This window comes from Nocardiopsis sp. iso_40 (assembly GCF_056173285.1).
On the sequence record NZ_CM149666.1, the window covers coordinates 2,761,473 to 2,778,064 of the forward strand.

General features: G+C 72.5%; 15 protein-coding genes and 1 pseudogene. 11 read left to right on the forward strand and 5 right to left on the reverse strand.

Translation table 11 applies throughout. The annotated features are described in order from the left end of the window. Nucleotides 1-45: 45 nt before the first annotated feature. Complete coding sequence (locus AC0VYD_RS11940; RefSeq protein WP_475479938.1) at nt 46-1,587, reverse strand: hypothetical protein; 1,542 nt, start codon at nt 1,585-1,587, stop codon at nt 46-48. Between the two features lie 139 nt (nt 1,588-1,726). Between AC0VYD_RS11940 and AC0VYD_RS11945 the strand changes: the two genes are divergently transcribed. After that, nucleotides 1,727-3,121: a GH1 family beta-glucosidase gene (locus AC0VYD_RS11945; protein ID WP_475479939.1), complete on the forward strand. Its 1,395-nt coding sequence runs from the start codon at nt 1,727-1,729 to the stop codon at nt 3,119-3,121. 53 nt (nt 3,122-3,174) lie between these two features. Next, nucleotides 3,175-3,513 (forward strand): annotated as a pseudogene (locus AC0VYD_RS11950) (TetR/AcrR family transcriptional regulator); the annotation flags it as partial. Nucleotides 3,514-3,544: 31 nt separating this feature from the next. Here AC0VYD_RS11950 and AC0VYD_RS11955 read toward each other — a convergent pair. From AC0VYD_RS11955 to AC0VYD_RS11965, 3 genes are all read right to left on the reverse strand, one after another. Beyond that, nucleotides 3,545-3,772 carry a hypothetical protein gene (locus tag AC0VYD_RS11955; RefSeq protein WP_475479940.1) on the reverse strand — a complete coding sequence of 76 codons (228 nt, stop codon included), beginning with the start codon at nt 3,770-3,772 and terminating at the stop codon, nt 3,545-3,547. A gap of 242 nt (nt 3,773-4,014) precedes the next feature. Beyond that, nucleotides 4,015-5,760, reverse strand: a complete 1,746-nt coding sequence (locus AC0VYD_RS11960) for a hypothetical protein (RefSeq protein WP_475479941.1) — start codon at nt 5,758-5,760, stop codon at nt 4,015-4,017. Nucleotides 5,761-6,311: 551 nt separating this feature from the next. Next, nucleotides 6,312-7,085 (reverse strand): nucleotidyltransferase domain-containing protein, encoded by a 774-nt coding sequence (locus tag AC0VYD_RS11965; RefSeq protein ID WP_475479942.1) that lies wholly within the window; start codon nt 7,083-7,085, stop codon nt 6,312-6,314. 260 nt (nt 7,086-7,345) lie between these two features. Here AC0VYD_RS11965 and AC0VYD_RS11970 point away from each other — a divergent pair, with 260 nt between their 5' ends. Then, complete coding sequence (locus AC0VYD_RS11970; protein ID WP_191270629.1) at nt 7,346-8,149, forward strand: SAM-dependent methyltransferase; 804 nt, start codon at nt 7,346-7,348, stop codon at nt 8,147-8,149. Nucleotides 8,150-8,327: 178 nt separating this feature from the next. Here the strand turns inward: AC0VYD_RS11970 and paaK are convergent, their stop codons facing one another. Then, on the reverse strand, nt 8,328-9,686 hold the full coding sequence (gene paaK / locus AC0VYD_RS11975; protein ID WP_475479943.1) for a phenylacetate--CoA ligase PaaK: 1,359 nt from the start codon (nt 9,684-9,686) through the stop codon (nt 8,328-8,330). 333 nt (nt 9,687-10,019) lie between these two features. Between paaK and AC0VYD_RS11980 the strand changes: the two genes are divergently transcribed. The 8 genes from AC0VYD_RS11980 to paaD all read left to right on the forward strand — a co-directional run bounded on the left by AC0VYD_RS11980 (nt 10,020) and on the right by paaD (nt 16,591). Continuing rightward, nucleotides 10,020-11,255, forward strand: coding sequence for a thiolase family protein (locus AC0VYD_RS11980; protein ID WP_475479944.1), 1,236 nt, complete (start codon nt 10,020-10,022; stop codon nt 11,253-11,255). After that, nucleotides 11,252-12,046: an enoyl-CoA hydratase/isomerase family protein gene (locus tag AC0VYD_RS11985; protein WP_475479945.1), complete on the forward strand. Its 795-nt coding sequence runs from the start codon at nt 11,252-11,254 to the stop codon at nt 12,044-12,046. Before AC0VYD_RS11980 ends, AC0VYD_RS11985 begins: the two co-directional genes overlap by 4 nt. Further along, nucleotides 12,043-12,930: a 3-hydroxyacyl-CoA dehydrogenase family protein gene (locus AC0VYD_RS11990; protein ID WP_475479946.1), complete on the forward strand. Its 888-nt coding sequence runs from the start codon at nt 12,043-12,045 to the stop codon at nt 12,928-12,930. The genes AC0VYD_RS11985 and AC0VYD_RS11990 overlap by 4 nt, the downstream gene beginning before the upstream one ends. Continuing rightward, nucleotides 12,927-13,715, forward strand: coding sequence for an enoyl-CoA hydratase/isomerase family protein (locus AC0VYD_RS11995; protein ID WP_475479947.1), 789 nt, complete (start codon nt 12,927-12,929; stop codon nt 13,713-13,715). Before AC0VYD_RS11990 ends, AC0VYD_RS11995 begins: the two co-directional genes overlap by 4 nt. Before the next feature lie 139 nt (nt 13,716-13,854). Then, a complete protein-coding gene (paaA, locus tag AC0VYD_RS12000; RefSeq protein ID WP_475479948.1) occupies nt 13,855-14,829 on the forward strand; it encodes a 1,2-phenylacetyl-CoA epoxidase subunit PaaA in 975 nt (324 codons plus the stop codon). Then, nucleotides 14,826-15,137: a 1,2-phenylacetyl-CoA epoxidase subunit PaaB gene (gene paaB / locus AC0VYD_RS12005; RefSeq protein WP_452548022.1), complete on the forward strand. Its 312-nt coding sequence runs from the start codon at nt 14,826-14,828 to the stop codon at nt 15,135-15,137. Before paaA ends, paaB begins: the two co-directional genes overlap by 4 nt. A 48-nt stretch (nt 15,138-15,185) precedes the next feature. Next, nucleotides 15,186-16,064 carry a 1,2-phenylacetyl-CoA epoxidase subunit PaaC gene (gene paaC, locus AC0VYD_RS12010; RefSeq protein ID WP_475479949.1) on the forward strand — a complete coding sequence of 293 codons (879 nt, stop codon included), beginning with the start codon at nt 15,186-15,188 and terminating at the stop codon, nt 16,062-16,064. Then, the gene (gene paaD / locus AC0VYD_RS12015; protein ID WP_475479950.1) at nt 16,058-16,591 is read left to right on the forward strand and encodes a 1,2-phenylacetyl-CoA epoxidase subunit PaaD; all 534 of its coding nucleotides are present in this window, start codon (nt 16,058-16,060) and stop codon (nt 16,589-16,591) included. Before paaC ends, paaD begins: the two co-directional genes overlap by 7 nt. Nucleotide 16,592: the final 1 nt, after the last annotated feature.

The window sequence follows — 16,592 nt, forward strand, 5'->3', positions numbered from 1 at the left end:
CGAGGGTGCGCGGGGCGGCCTCCACGCCGGACCCCGCCGTGCGGCTCACGGGGCGAGCAGGCTCCGGAGGCGCTCCAGGTCGCTCCCGGCCGCGGACGCGAGCTCCTCGCTCTCCGTCCTGGCGCGGCGCAGCTTCTCCACGGCCCGGGCGACCTGCTGGTCCAACCCCCGCGTCTGCGAGCTGAGGACGGCGTCGCCGTCCTGCCCGGCCCGCTCGGATGAGGTGTAGGCGATCCCGGTGGCGACCGCGGCCCCCAGGGTCAGGATCCACAGGAAGGCGTTCGCCGTCAGCAGGGACAGGACGAGCAGGACCACCGCCGCGGCCAGGCCCGCCCAGAGGAAACCGTGGTGGCCGCGGTCGGCGCCGTGGCGTTCCCGCAGCCCGCGGCGGGCGCGCTCGACCTGTCGCTGGTCGGCGCCGGACTCGGTGACGGTGATGGGCAGGCCCTGGAAGGTCGTGCTCGAGGTCTCGGGGACCAGGGTGGTGGCCCGTGCCGCCAGCTCCTCCGCCGTGTCCAGGACAGCGGCGCGCTGGAGGACGAGTGCGAAGGTGCGGCGGTGCGGTGGTACGTCCTCGCGGGTCAGGTCCTGTCGGAGGAGGGACTCGACACTGTCGACGGTGTCGCCCCAGGCGGGCAGGGCGCCCTCCCGGCCGCCGTTCTCGACCACCGCTCGGAGCCGGTTGGACTCGGCCAGCAGGGGCGCCTCCTCGGGGCTGCCCTCCTCCACGAGCAGGCGCAGCGTCTCCCGGAGGAAGCCGGAGCTGGCCCCGTCGGGCGCCATGGCCCCCGAGGAGGTGTCCTCCACACCCAGCGCGGTGACCTCGGCGACCCGTTCGCGCAGGCGGGCCAGGGCCCGGGCGGCCTGATGCTGGGAGGCGGCGGAGGCTGCGGCACCCCGTCCCCGGCCGGACACCGCCGGAACGGCGACCCAGTCGTGGACCCGGGAGAGCCGGACGTCCTCGGCGGTCCACCGGCGCAGCGTGGACAGCAACAGGTGTTCCCGGGCGTCGTCGCCGAAGGAGCCGTCGGCGGTCAGCAGCCACAGGGCGCGCTGGCCGCGGGTCAGCTGGACGCGCGGTCCGGGCAGATGGGGCAGGAGGTCGGCGGACACGCCCTCGCCCAGGGTGCGCGCGTACTCCGCGCGGGTGAGGGCCGACGCCAACGCGGCGAAGCAGCGGGCCCTCTCCGGGTCGATGGCGGCGGCCTCGTCGAAGCACGGACGGGCCCGGGCGAGGTCGTCGTCGAGCAGCGCGTGCAGCCCCCGGGCGGCGGGGACCAGCCAGTACCCGGGTACGTCCTCGAGCCCGGGGTCGGCAGGGGCGGTGCCGGCCAGCATCTGGAGGGTGCGGTGGCGCGCGATCGCGGCGTCGTCGAACATCGCCAGGGTGGCGCGGACGTCGCTGAGTTCGATGAAGGCGTCCAGGGTCGCGGAGACCCGGTCGAGTCTCTGTTCCAGGGTTCCCCGGATCCGGCCCAGTTCGGAGCGCATGCGCCTGCGTTCCCGCGCCATCTGCGAGTACGTGTCGCTCAGGTCCTCCTGGAGTTCCCTGATCCGCGCGTTCTGCGAGTAGTCGATCCAGCTCAAGTTCGTCTTCCCTTCCCCGCGCCTGCGGGACGGTGGCGCGCCGGAGGTTGTGACGGCGGTGGAGCCGCTCCGGTTCGTGGGGTTGCGCACTCGGTGCTCTCTGAACCAGACTGGGAGCGCTCCCAAAGAAAGGGTCCCCATGAACGAACCGAAGCTCCCGCCGGGCCTGCTGTTCGGTACCGCCACCGCCGCCTACCAGGTGGAGGGCGCTGCCGGTGAGGACGGACGGGGCCCCTCGATCTGGGACACCTACTGCCGCACCCCCGGGCGCGTGGCCCGCGGCGAGAGCGGGGACGTGGCCTGCGACCACTACCACCGCTACGCCGAGGACGTCGCCCTGCTCGCCGAGCTCGGGGTGGACCTGTACCGCTTCTCCGTGTCCTGGCCCCGGATCCAGCCCACCGGCCGGGGCCTGCCCAACCCCGCCGGGCTGGCCTTCTACGACCGCTTGGTCGACACGGTCCTCGCGGCCGGAGTCGAGCCGGTCCTCACCCTCTACCACTGGGACCTGCCCCAGGCCCTGGAGGACGAGGGCGGCTGGCGGGTCCGCGACACCGCCCGCCGTTTCGGCGATTACGCACGGATCGTGGCCGAGCACCTCGGCGACCGGGTGAACCACTGGATCACCCTCAACGAACCCTTCTGCTCCGCCTTCGTCGGACACGCCGTCGGCCGCCACGCCCCCGGGACCCGGGAGGGGACCCCCGCCCTGGCCGCGGCGCACCACCTGCTCCTCGCCCACGGCGCCGCGGTCGGCGAGCTGCGCGCCTGTGACGCGGGACGGGTCGGTATCACGCTCAACCCCGACCACCTGCTGCCCGCCACCGGGTCCGAGGCGGACCGGGCCGCCGTGGAGCGCGCCCGCACCCTGCACAACCGCACCTGGTTCGACCCCCTCTTCACCGGCGCCTATCCCGACAACGAGCAGGAGGTCTGGGGCGAGCTGGCCGACGGCTCCTACCGGCGGGAGGGCGACCTGGAAACCATCGGCCAACCGCTGGACTTCCTCGGGGTCAACTTCTACCGGCCCATCATGCTCCGCGCCGTCCCGCACGAGCAGGCGGATCCGCGGCTGCGCACGGCCGTCGACATCGGGGCCGAACAGGCCCCCTACCCGGGGGTCCGGCACACCACCATGGACTGGCCCGTGGTCCCCGAGAGCTTCGCGGACCTTCTCGTGGACCTGGACCGCCGGTACCCCGGCCTGCCGCCGATCCTCATCACGGAGAACGGCTCCGCCGAGGCGGACGAACCCGACGAGGACGGCCGGGTCCACGACGAGGACCGCATCGCCTACCTGCGCGGCCACCTGTCCGCGCTGGCGCGCGCGATCGACGCCGGGGTGGACGTGCGCGGGTACTTCGTGTGGTCGCTGCTGGACAACTTCGAGTGGGCCTACGGCTACGACCGCAGGTTCGGCCTGGTGCGGGTGGACTACGAGACACTGGAGCGCCACCCCAAGGACAGCTACCACTGGTACCGGGACTACCTGACCTCGCACAGGCTCCGCCGGGCGCCGGGCGCGCCCTCCTGACCCACAGGGGGCCCTGGACACCCGACGCCGTGTTGGCATCCGCTCCGACCCGGGGCCGTCTGGCGGGCGCCTGGACGGGGCTGCGGCTGGAGTCGGACGGGCTGCTCGCAGCGGCCTCGGGGCTGGGGACGGAGCCGGGTCCGCAACGCGACTGGTGGCGCGAGCGCACCGAACCGTGGACCGAGGCGGTCCGCGAGGCGATCGAGGTGGCCCGCTTCGTGGAGGAGCTGCCCGGGGACGGGCGTCCCGCACTGCCGCTGGCGCAGATGACGGTGGCGCCGTGCCAGTCGGCCTTCAACAACGAGTTGACGGTCGGGCACAGCGAGGAGCACCGCACGATGATCCGTGACCTGCTGCTCGACGCGATCCTGCGCACGATGGGCCGCAGGTAGCCGACCGGCTCCCGAACGCCGGGGCCGCGGGTCAGACCCTCTGCCGGGCCACGCTGCCGAAGGCTCCGACGACCGCCCCGAGAGCGAACATGGCGGCCTCGTCCTCGTCCATGTGGACGATCCCGGCGGGGACGCGCACACGGTAGGGCTTGTTCTCGGCTGGCAGGATCTCCAGGCCGTCAATGATCCGTTGGCCCTCCAGCATCAGGAGGGCCTCCCCGACCCTTCCGGTGCGGTCGCCCCGCGCCCATATCGACATGCGTTCACCCTAACTACGGCCCGGGGCCGTCAGCGGAGCCGATCCGCAACCGGGGGAGCGGCCCGGCGGGAACCCGAGAGGCCCCGTGGCGGGCGCACCCGGCCCGGAACCTCCGCCTCGCCAGTTCCCCTGTTCCCCGGACGGGGTGAGGGACTGTGTACCCAGTGATATCACCGACGGTTCACCTGCACGTGCACTCACCTCGGTGCCTGGCCGGATCCGGCCAGGGGAGCGCCGCGGCCTCAGTGCCCGAGGACGGTCATCTCCTCGCCCCGCACGTCGACGGCGGTCAGGGCGACCTCCCCCGGGGGACGGTCCCGCGAACGCGGACCGGCCACCGCCAGAACACCCTCGCCGTCCTCGTCGGCCCCCTCGACCACGCCCTCCACGGTGATCGAGGCGACCTCGCGGGAGGCGGCCGCCAGATAGTGCCAGCGGTTCCCGGAATCCTGCCACCAGGTGCCCGCGGCCACCTGACGGTTGAGGTTGCTGCAGTCCCAACCGCCCTCGCTCTCCCCGGCCAGGACGGTCTCGGTGCCGTCGTCGGTCTCCGCGACCAGCACGGCTCGGGCCAGCCCGCCGCCGTCGTGCCCGCCGAACCGCACGCACGTCCACCGGCCGTCTCCGCCACCGGGCAGTTCCTGGACGGCGAACTCCCAGGCCGTGGCGGTGCGCACGGGACCTTCGGGCAGGTCCCCGGCGCAGGCCAGCTCGCCCCACAGGTCGAAGCCCTGTTCGGGGCCGAGCACCTCGTGCGGCCCCAGCCTGCGGATCTCGGCGGGAGGCGGAGGCATGTACCCCAGGTGGGCGGTGTCCGGGCCGCCCAGGTCGATCGCCGTGTACGGCTGACCGTGCGCCACCTCGGGGGCGCGCAGCCGCAGGACGGGTCCCGCACCGCAGTGGTCCCCGGCGGGTACCGCTTCGGTCACCCCGTCCCGGTGTTCGACGTCGGACCAGTCGGCGCCGCCTCGGCCGAGCGGAGCGCCGGCGGCCTCGGTCACCCAGGGCGGCAGCAGGTAGTGGGTGCCGTCCTCGGTGTCGGCTAGGCGGAGGGCGGGCCAGTTGGCCACACCGTTGCCGGGTTCGGCGAACACCTCGACCAGCTCCTCGGAGCCCGCACGCGTGTAGCGGGCGATCCGGGGTTCGTCGTGCAGGAGCACGACCTCGCGGTCGGCCACCTCGCCGGCGAACAGGAGGGAGGGCGAGACGGGGGAGCCGTCACCGTTCTCCTGTTCGGCCCAGACGGCCACGGCCCGTCGGGTGAGCGCCCGGTCGTCGACCGCGTCGCCCCTGGGGTGCCAGGCCGTCAGGTCCAGCCGAAAGCTCGTCCGCCAGGCGTCCGGTGCGGTCGCCCCGGCCAGTGCAGGCGGAGCCGCGGCGGGCGCGGTGGCGCCCGCCCCGGTGTCGGGCCCGGCCGCGGTCAGTCCCAGCACCGTCACCGCCAGGGCGAGCAGGCCCGCGGAGGCGACCAGGCCGCGCCGGTGCACCAGGGGGCCCTTGCCGCTGACCCGGACGAGTGTGGGGTCGGGCAGGGGCAGCGCGGCCGGTACCCCGGTGGCGCGTTCCACCGCGGCCGCGGCGTCGCGGACCCCGACCGAGGAGAGGAGTCCGGTCGCGGCGCGGGCGTCCAGGCCCTCCCTCCGGAGGAGGACGTAGGCCGCGCGGGCCGGCGCGTCCAAGCCGTCCAGCGCTTCCAGACCGCGGGTCTCGCCGCCGAGGCCGTCGACGGGCGAGACCCGCAGACCGGACTGGCCGAGCGGGTGCCACCGTCGGGGGAAGAGCGACCTGCGCAGGACCTTGTGACGTATTCGCGCGTACTCGTGGGGTCGGGGGTGGCGCCGCCCGCGCGGAAGGGCTCCGGTCACCAGCCGGTGGGCGTGTTCGAGCAGGCCGTGCGGCTCCCGGTGCCCGGAGAGGGTGACCAGGCAGAGCAGGGCCAGGTTCCGGTAGGGGGAGCGGGGAAGGGGCTGCTCCGGGGTTTTGGGCATCGAAGGCTCCTCGGAGATCTCTTCGAGTGACCCTAGGGAAGGCGTGCCGCCCGCACCCGGTGAACGCCGAAAGCCGCGGCCTATGCCGGAAATGTCCTGTCGGGGTTCCGTCGGACCACAGACCGGGGGAGCCCCACCGGGCCACCCGTCCGGCCCCGGGGCGGCATCCTGTCGGCCGTCTTCGCGGTCACCTCGGTGGCGGCCGATATCGCTGGTGCGGTTGACCAGGGCTCCGCGGTCCCCTGAGGAACCTCCCGGGCCGGGGCGTCCGGCGCCGGGAGGTTCCGGGTCCTAGCGGGTCTTGATGACGGCCGCGAGGAGACCGGAGATGAGCATCATCGACAGGCTGATGATCATGAGCACGAACGCGATGGTTCCGACCATGGTGTTTCCTTCACTGTGTCGTCCCCCGGGCGCCGCGGACCGTGCCCCCGGCACCCGGCACACCGGGGCACCCGGAGTTTCGGGCGCGGCATGTACCTCTTCGATGGATCACCCTATCTCGCCGTCGCGGCGGTGCCGCGCCGGGTTCCCGCTCTGACCAGCGCGGTTCAGCGCTCGTTCCAGACCCGTTGGTAGACCTCGCACAGCCAGCGGTCGGCCCAGGCGGCGTCGGCCGTCGCGGGCAGGTCGCTGCTCCCGCACAACCCGGCGAGCCGGGCCTCCAGTTCCGCGGCGCGCTCCAGGGCCTCCTCGCGGCTGTGCTCCCCGCGGCGCAGGGCGAGCAGCCAGGCGCGGTCGGGTTCGGGCACCGGCAGGGTGAGGCCGCCGGTTTCCAGCAGTTCCACGCCCTGGAGACCCAGCCGGACCATGTGGTAGGCGTATTTGGTGTCGAAGCCGTACCGTTCCACCAGTTCGGGACGGTTGGTGTGTCGGCCGCCGCGGGTGCCCGCCAGCCGTTCGCGCTGGGCGCGCAGGTAGCCCAGGAAGCGTTCTCCGGCCCGTCGGGACGGGAAGCGGTGGGCGTTGGCGCGCAGTTCCCGGCCGACCGGGGTGAGGGTGCGGACATCCTCGTCGGGCACGAAGAGGGGCAGCAGGACGGTGGGGTTGCCGTCCAGGGCCAGCCGGGTCCACTTTCGCAGCGAGTACACGGTCAGGTCCAGGTCGCCGGGGCCGGACCGGGCGTGTGCGGGCCGGGTGCGGTGGATGTACTGCTCGAAGACGCGCAGACCGATGACGTACTCGGGCGGCTCGACGCAGATCCCCATCTCGTCGCGGTCGTTCTGGCCGTCGAGGCCGAGGCCGTGGACGCCGGAGCCCACCTGGCAGCGCAGCACGGTGCCCTGTTCGGCGATGCGGGCGAACTCCTCGGTCGAGTGCTTCACCGTTTCTCCAACGCGGTCGGGGGCGGTCGCCGAAAGCTACCGCGATCCCCTCCCGGACCACGAGTCGTTTTCGCCTGGCCGCCAGTGTCCCGGGCGGCCGACCGAGGCCCGCCCCCCGGCCGCCGACACGGTCAGATCGCTCCAAAGCGCCTAACGGTAAGGGAACCATCCCTTCCGGTACTTGCCGGTACGTTCCCGGGGCCGTTTTACTGGTCGGACCGTCCGGCGCCCGGCCGGACCCCGCAGTGGAAAGCAGGACCGTGCCCTCCGAGATCCCCGACGCCAAGATCGACACCTCCGTTCCGCACAACGCCCGTATCTGGAACTACTGGTTGGGCGGCAAGGACAACTACCCGGTCGACAGGGAGATGGGCGACCAGATCCGCTCGTTCTTCCCCGAGATCGTCGACAACGCGGTGGCCGACCGCGGGTTCCTGGTCCGTACCGTCACCTACCTGGCTGAGGAACAGGGGATCCGGCAGTTCCTGGACATCGGCACCGGCCTTCCCAGCCACAACAACACCCACGAGGTGGCCCAGACCGCGGCCCCGGAGGCCCGGGTGGTGTACGTGGACAACGACCCGCTGGTGCTCACGCACGCCCGTGCCCTGCTGACCGGTACCGACCAGGGGGCCACCGACTACGTCGACGCCGACCTGCGCGACCCGGAGAGCATCCTGGCCGCCGCGGGGAAGACCCTGGACTTCTCCAAGCCGGTGGCCCTGATGCTGCTGGGCGTGGTGAACTTCGTGGCCGACGACGCCGAGGTGCGTTCGATCCTGGACCGGTTGCTGGACGCGCTCGCCCCCGGGAGCTATCTGGTGGTCTCCCACCCGACCGACGACATCGACCACGAACGCGCCCACCAGGTGGCCGCGGCGTGGAACGAGCGGGGCACCCCCAAGCTCACGATCCGCAGTGCCGCGGGGATCCGGGCGCTCTTCGACGGCCTCGAACTCCTGGAGCCGGGCGTGGTCTCCTGCTCGCTGTGGCGCTCGGCGCCGACCGAGGTCGGCGAGATCCGCCCGGTCGCCGAGTACGGCGGCGTCGCCCGGAAGCCGTAGTCATCCCCCGGACGAGCCCCCGCCCCCGGTAGCAGCGCACGTGGGCCGCGCTCACCTTCTACACGCTGGTGAAGGGGGGGAGTACGCGCATTTCGGCGGACGGGCACTGCCGCTGGTGGGCGGCCCCGGTTCCGGCACGCCGTGACCGGTGCGCACCGGAACCGGGACCGCCGGGTCCTCAGTCCCGGGGACGCTGGTCGATGACGCGGCGGAACTTGCCGACCGAGCGTTCGATCTGTTCGGGGTCGACGACGTCGACGGCCACGCTCACCCCGACCCTGTCCTTGACCGTCGCGGTGATCTTCCTGCTCAGGGCCGTGCGACGGTCGGCGGTGCAGTCCGGGGCCGCCTCGACGCGCACGGTCATGCCGTCCATGCGCCCCTCCTTGGTGAGCACCAGTTGGAAGTGCGGGGCGAGTCCGTCCAGGCCGAGCACGATCTCCTCGATCTGGGTGGGGAAGACGTTGACCCCGCGCAGGATGATCATGTCGTCGCTGCGGCCGGTGACCTTGTCCATGCGACGCATCGGGCGGGCCGTGCCCGGGCGCAGGGTGGTCAGGTCGCGGGTGCGGTACCGGATGACCGGCATGGCCTGCTTGGTCAGCGAGGTGAAGACCAGCTCGCCGTTCTCGCCGTCGGGCAGGACGTCCTGGGTGAGCGGATCGAGCACCTCGGGGTAGAAGTGGTCCTCCCAGACGTGCAGTCCGTCCTTGGTCTCCACGCACTCGTTGGCCACGCCCGGGCCCATGACCTCGGAGAGGCCGTAGATGTCGACGGCGTTGATGTCGAAGCGCTCCTCGATCTCCAGGCGCATCTTCTCGGTCCAGGGCTCGGCGCCGAAGATCCCGACCTCGAGGGAGGTGGTGCGGGGGTCGATGCCCTGGCGTTCGAACTCGTCCATCAGGGTCAGCATGTAGCTGGGGGTGACCATGATGATCTCGGGCCGGAAGTCCTGGATGAGCTGGACCTGTTTGGCGGTCTGGCCGCCGGAGGCGGGGATGACCGTGCAGCCGAGCTTCTCGGCGCCGTAGTGGGCGCCGAGGCCGCCGGTGAACAGGCCGTAACCGTAGGAGACGTGGACCTTGTGGCCGGGGCGGCCGCCCGCGGCGCGGATCGAACGGGCCACGACGGTGGCCCAGGTGTCGACGTCCTCGCGGGTGTAGCCGACCACGGTGGGTTTGCCGGTGGTCCCGCTGGAGGCGTGGATGCGGCTGACCCGCTCCTGGGGGACGGCGAACATCCCGAAGGGGTAGTTCTCGCGCAGGTCGGCCTTGGTGGTGTGCGGGAAGAGGGCGAGGTCCTCCAGGCTTCCCAGGTCCTCGGGGCGTACTCCGGCCTCGTCGAACTTGCGCCGGTACAGGGGCACGTTCGTGTAGGCGTGCTCCAGGGTCCAACGCAGCCGTTCGAACTGGAGGGCGCGCAGTTCGTCGGTGCTCATGCGCTCGGCCGGGTCCAGGGTCCCGGGGGCGGGGGCCCGGCCGAGGCGCTGCCGCGTGGCGGTGCCGGCCGACTGCTTGGTGCTGTCCTGGATTGCCATGGGTCTCTCCGGGTACTGTGCGCGGTGTCCCGCCGGGGAGTGCGCCGCGGATGCTCTCGGTGCTTCGGCACCGGGTGGGACCGTGCGGCGGCCCCGGGCCGAAGCGGTCCGGTGGGCACGGCCCGGGGCGGGCGCCCGGGCGGGTCGGCGGGGTCCGTCGTGCTGAGGTGGGTCCGTTGCCGGTCCGGGTGAGGGGGCCGACTTGCTTACTGACCGAACGTTCGGTTACTAATGCATTTACTCAGTCTCTGACCTGCCGTGTCAAGGAGACGTGTCGATGGGTTCACACAGGACGGTGGCACAGGCCACCGCAGTCAACATGGGAGGCCGTTCGTGAGCGACGTCTACGTGGTCGACGGGGTGCGCACCCCTCAGGGCCGTTACGGGGGCGCCCTCGCGGCCGTCCGCCCGGACGACCTGGCGGCCCTGGCCGTGTCCGAGGTGGTCCGCCGCGCCGGCCTCCCCGACGGGGTCGTGGACGAGGTCATCCTCGGCGCCGCCAACCAGGCGGGCGAGGACAACCGCAACGTGGCCCGGATGGCCGCCCTGCTGGCGGGTCTGGGCTCCGGGGTCCCCGGTTACACCGTCAACCGGCTGTGTGCCAGCGGCCTGACCGCCGTCGCCTCGGCCGCCCAGGCCGTCCGCGCCGGGGAGGCCGACGTGGTCGTCGCGGGCGGGGTGGAGTCGATGACCCGCGCCCCCTGGGTGATGGCCAAGCCCGGGACCCCCTGGGCCAAACCGGGGGAGGTCGCCGATACCTCCCTGGGATGGCGGTTCACCAACCCGCGCTTCGCCGCGGCCGACGCCCAGGCCCCCGCCGACGCCGCACCCGACGAGCTGCGTTACACCCTGTCGATGGGCGAGACCGCCGAGGAGGTCGCGACCCTGGAGGGCCTCACCCGTCAGGAGTGCGACGCCTTCGCGCTGCGCAGCCACGAACGCGCCGTCGCCGCCGCGGAGGCGGGCCGATTCGCGCGCGAGATCGTCCCCGTCACCGTCCACGGACGCAAGGGTCGGACCCACAAGGTCACCGAGGACGAGGGCCCGCGCCCCGATTCCACCGCGGAGAGTCTGGGCAGGCTGCGCCCGGTCTTCCGGGAGGGCGGCATCGTCACCGCGGGCAACTCCTCCTCCCTCTCCGACGGTGCCTCCGCTCTGGTCCTGGCCAGCGCCGAGGCCGTACGCAGGTACGGGCTCACCCCGCGCGCCCGGGTGGTCGCCTCCGCCTCGGCCGGGGTCGACCCGCAGGTCATGGGCCTGGGTCCGGTCCCGGCCACCCGCAAGGTCCTGGACCGCGCGGGATGGAAACTCGACGAGGTCGGCGCGGTCGAGCTCAACGAGGCCTTCGCCGCCCAGTCCCTGGGCGTGATGCGCCAGCTCGGCCTGGACGAGTCCCGGGTCAACGCCGACGGCGGCGCGATCGCCCTGGGCCACCCGCTCGGTTCCTCCGGCTCCCGTCTGGTGGTCACGCTGGTGAACCGGATGGAGCGCGAGGACGCCCAGCGCGGCCTGGCCACCCTGTGCGTGGGCGTCGGCCAGGGCACCGCCCTGCTGGTGGAGCGCGTATGAGCCACGACCAGTACGGCAGGGACCAGCACGGCGGGGACCACGGCCCCCGGGCCGCGGAGTTCGAGACCCTCGCCGTCGAGTGGCGCGAGGACCGTGTGGTGGTCGAGCTGCACCGCCCCGAGGCCCGCAACGCCATCAACGGCCGGATGATCTCCGAGCTGCACCGGGTGTGCGCCGAGCTCGAGGCCGAGCCCAGACCCCTGCTGCTGACCGGGCACGGCACCGTGTTCGCGGGCGGAGCCGACATCGCCGAACTGCGCGAACGCGGCCGTGAGGAGGCCCTGGCCGGGATCAACAGCCGTCTGTTCGAGCGGCTGCACAGGCTCCGGGCGCCCACCGTGGCGGCGGTCGACGGATTCGCGTTGGGCGGCGGCGCCGAACTGTCCTACGCCTGTGACATCCGGATCGCCACCCCCACCGCCGTGTTCGCCCAGCCCGAGCCGGGCCTGGGCATCATCGCAGGTGCCGGTGCCTGCTGGCGCCTGAAGGAACTGGTCGGCGCCTCGGTGGCCAAACAGGTGCTGCTCGGCGGGTTCAGGCTGGACGCGGAGGCCGCGCTGCGCCACGGCCTGGTGGCCGAGGTCGTCCCCTCCGAGGAGCTGCGCGAGCGCGCGCACGGTCTGCTGGACCGGATGGCCGCCTCCTCGGCGGCGGCCCTGCGGTTGACCAAGATGGTGCTGGACTCCGACGGTGTGCACCCGCTGGCCGACGACCTCGCGCAGGCGGTGCTGTTCGAGAGCGCTGACAAGCACGACCGCATGACCCGTTTCCTGGAGAGGAAGAAGCGTTGACCTCCGACAACCCCGTACAGGGTGTGCCCGCCTCCGTCGCCGTCATCGGCGGCGGCACCATGGGTGCCGGTATCGTCCAGCAGTTCCTGACCGCAGGGGCGCGCGTGGTGCTGGTGGAGGCCACCGCGGAGGCCGCCGAGGCCGGCCGCGACCGGGTCGCGGCCGGACTGGACAAGGCGCGCGGGCGCGGCAGAATCGACGCCGAACCCGCCTCCTACCTGGTCCGGTTCGACACCGTCACCGACGCCGCGCAGATCCCGTCCGGGACGGGTCTGGTCGTGGAGGCCGTCCCGGAGCGGCCGGACCTGAAGATCGCGGTGCTGACCGCGGCCGAGGCCGCGGTCGGCGAGGACACCGTCCTGGCCTCCAACACCAGTTCGCTGTCGGTCACCGAGCTGGCCGCCGCGCTCCGGCGCCCCGGGCGCTTCCTGGGGACCCACTTCTTCAACCCGGTCCCGGCCTCCAGGCTCGTGGAGCTCGTGACCGCTCCCGAGACCGAGCCGGCCGTCCTGGAGTCGGTGCGCGGCTGGGTCGGGGCCCTGGGCAAGACCGAGATCGTGGTCCGGGACGCGCCGGGATTCGCCACCAGCCGGCTCGGCGTCATGCTGGGCCTGGAGGCCATCCGCATGGTCGAGGAGGGGGTGGCCTCGCCCGCCGACATCGACACCGCCATGGAGCTCGGCTACCGCCACCCGATGGGTCCGCTCAGGCTCACCGACCTGGTCGGCCTGGACGTGCGCCTGGCCATCGCCGAGCACCTGGCCGCCGAACTGGGGGACCGGTTCACCCCGCCGGAGCTCCTGCGCCGTAAGGTCGCCGAAGGCAGGCTCGGCCGCAAGAGCGGCGAGGGCTTTCACATCTGGGGCAAGGGAGACAAGGCGTGAGTGAAGACAGGGCTGCGGAGTTCGGTGAGACCGACGGCCTCGCCGTCGTCCGGCTGAACCGGCCGGCGCTGACCCGGCAGGTCAAGGAGGAGCTGCTGGCGGCGGTCCGCCAGGCCAGTGAGTCCACCACCGCCCGCGCGGTGCTGTTCCTGGGGACGGACAAGGCCTTCTGCGTGGGTCAGGACCTGGCCGAACACGCCCGGATCCAGCAGGAGGAGCCCGATCAGGCGTTGAGCACGGTGCGTGAGCACTACAACCGGATCGTGCTGGCACTGGAGGGGATCCAGGTCCCCCTCGTGGTCGGGATCGGCGGTGCCTGCGTGGGGGCCGGGCTGGGTTTCGCCCTCGCCGGCGACGTGCGCGTGGCCGCCCGCAGGGCGAAGTTCGGCACGGCTTTCACCGGGATCGGGCTGGCGTCGGACTCGGCTCTGGCCTACCGGCTGGTGCGTTCGCTGGGTCAGGCACGCGCGATGGAGCTGATGCTTATGGCCACGGTGTTCGGTGCCGACCGTGCGCAGGAGCTGGGTCTGGTCACCGAGGTCGTGGACGACGGGGACTGGGAGGCACGCGCTCGGGAGGTCGCCGTCCAGCTGGCCTCGGGGCCCACGTCCGCGTTCGTGGCGGCCAAGCGCGAGGTGCGCTCCGCCGCGTCGGGTGAGGCGGACCTGCCGGAGCTGCTGGAGGAGGAGGCCGAGCTGCAGAACCAGCTGGGCGCCACCGCCGACCACGTCGGTGCGGTCAAGGCCTTCCTCAACAAGGAGAGGCCCGCCTTCACCGGCCGCTAGCAAGCGCCGAAGCGGAGTACGGGCCCCGCGGAGCGGGGTGACCTGCTCGGATTCGGGTGTCCGAGGACTTGCGTTGGACACCCGGCTCCGGGGATACTAATTACTGACCGAACGTTCGGTTATGAATGGGGAAAGATCAATGCCGACCACGGCCCAGGAAGCGCCCCCCGGCGCCGACGAGGCGCTCCGGGCGGAGTTCGACGCCCGGATCGCCGACAACCAGCGCATCGAACCGCGCGACTGGATGCCCGAGGCCTACCGCCGGACCCTCATCCGCCAGGTCTCCCAGCACGCGCACTCGGAGATCATCGGCATGCAGCCCGAGGGCGACTGGATCGCGACCGCGCCCAGCCTGCGCCGCAAGGCCATCCTCCTGGCCAAGGTCCAGGACGAGGCCGGACACGGCCTGTACCTGTACGCGGCCGCCGAAACCCTCGGCGTGGACCGCGCCGATCTCACCGAGCGCCTGATCGAGGGCCGTCAGAAGTACTCCTCGATCTTCAACTACCCCTCCCTGAACTACGCCGACGTCGGCGTCATCGGCTGGCTGGTCGACGGCGCCGCGATCTGCAACCAGGTCCCGCTGTGCCGTACCTCCTTCGGCCCCTACGCCCGGGCGATGGTGCGCATCTGCAAGGAGGAGTCCTTCCACCAGCGCCAGGGTTACGAACTGCTCATGCGCATGATGGAGGGGACCGAGGGCCAGCGCGCGATGGTCCAGGACGCCGTTGACCGCTGGTGGTGGCCGTCCCTGATGATGTTCGGCCCGCCCGACGCGGACTCGCCCAACACCCAGCAGTCCATGACCTGGGGCATCAAGATCGACACCAACGACGACCTGCGCCAGAAGTTCGTCGACATGACCGTCCCGCAGGCGGAGAAGCTGGGCGTCACCCTGCCCGACCCCGAACTGGCCTGGAACGCCGAGCGCGAGCACTACGACTTCGGTGAGCCCGACTGGAACGAGTTCAAACAGGTCATCTCCGGAAGCGGTCCCAAGAACGCCGAGCGCGTCGCCCGCCGGCGCACCGCCCACGAGAAGGGCGCGTGGGTCCGCGAGGCCGCCACCGCCTACGCCAGGAAGCAGCAGAGCGCCCGGGAGGCCGCGGCATGAGCAGGAACGACAACGCGACACCGGCCCGCCCCGAATGGCCCCTCTACGAGGTCTTCGTCCGCGGCAAGCGCGGCCTGAACCACGTGCACGTGGGTTCGCTGCACGCCCCCGACGAGACCATGGCGCTGCACAACGCCCGCAACCTCTACACCCGCCGAAACGAGGGTGTGAGCATCTGGGTCGTGCTCGCCGAGGACATCACCGCATCCAGCCCGGACGAGAAGGACCCCTACTTCGAGCCCAGCGGTGACAAGGTCTACCGCCACCCGACCTTCTACCCCATCCCCGAGGACGTCCCCCACATCTAGGTCCGGGGGACACCGGGACCGGGCCAGTACGAGTCTTCAAGGAACGACATGAGCGGCGAGAACATTTTCACCGGACTGACCGAGGAGCACGACGGCGACGCCCGTTGGGCCTTCGGCACCGGCTTCACCGAGGCGCTCGCGGGCGTGGACACCGCCCTGCCCGAGGGGGTGGACGGCGCGGACCTGGCGGCGTACTGCCAGATGCTCGGCGACGACGCCCTCATCCAGTCCCAGCGCCTCATCCACTGGGTGACCGACGCCCCGGAACTGGAGGAGGAGGTGGCCCTGGCCAACATCGCACTGGACCTGCTCGGCCAGGCCCGCCTGTTGCTGGCCCGCGCCGGACAGGCCGACGGCACCGGACGCGACGAGGACGCCTTCGCCTACCGGCGGCCGGCCGCGGAGTTCCGCAACGTGTGTCTGACCGAGATCCCGCGCGGTGACTTCGCCCGCTGCGTCACCACGCTGCTCGTGCTCTCCACCTGGCGCCTGGCCCTGTTCACCCGCCTGGCCGACAGCAGGGACCCGGTGCTGGCCGCCATCGCGGCCAAGGGCGTCAACGAACTGGCCTACCACCGTGAGTACGCCGTGTCCTGGGCCCTGCGCCTGGGCGACGGCACCCCCTACTCCAACGAGCGCATGCGCGAGGCCGTCGCCGACGTGTGGCCCCGCACCGGCGAACTCTTCGCCACCCACTCCGTGGAGGCCGCCCTGGCGGACCGGGGTGCGGGTGTGGACCCGGCCTCGGTGCGCGAGGAGGTCCACGGGGTCCTCACCCAGGTGCTGACCACGGCCACCCTGCCCGCCCCCGGGGACTTCCCCGAGGCCGGTGTCGCCGGGCGCGACGGCAGGCACAGCAGTGAACTCGCCCCGTTGCTGGAGGAGCTCCAGCGCGTGGCCCGGGAGCACCCGGAGGCGACATGGTAACCACGACCGGTACCGGGCGCGACGCCGACACCCGTCGGCGCCTCTGGGCGGCGGCCGCCGCGGTCACCGACCCCGAACTGCCCATGCTCACCCTGGCCGACCTGGGCATCCTGCGCGAGGTCGAGGTCGAACAGGACGGCACCGCGGCGGTGTGGATCACCCCCACCTACTCCGGTTGCCCGGCCCTGGCGGAGATGCGCGTGGACGTGGACCGCGCCGTGCGCGCCGCCGGCTTCGGGAGGGTGGAGGTGCGCACCGCCCTCTCGCCCGCCTGGACCACCGACTGGATCACCGACGAGGGCAGGCGCAAGCTCGCCGAGCACGGCATATCCCCGCCCGGAGGGGCGCCCCGGCGCCAGGCGGGCCCCGTCCCGCTCACCCTGATGCCCACCCGTACCGCCCCGCGCTGCCCCCTGTGCGGGGCGGCCGACACCGAGGAACTGTCCCGGTTCGGCGCGACCTCCTGTAAGTCGCTGCACCGCTGCCGGACCTGCCTCGAACCGTTCGAGCACGTCAAGGAGATCTGAC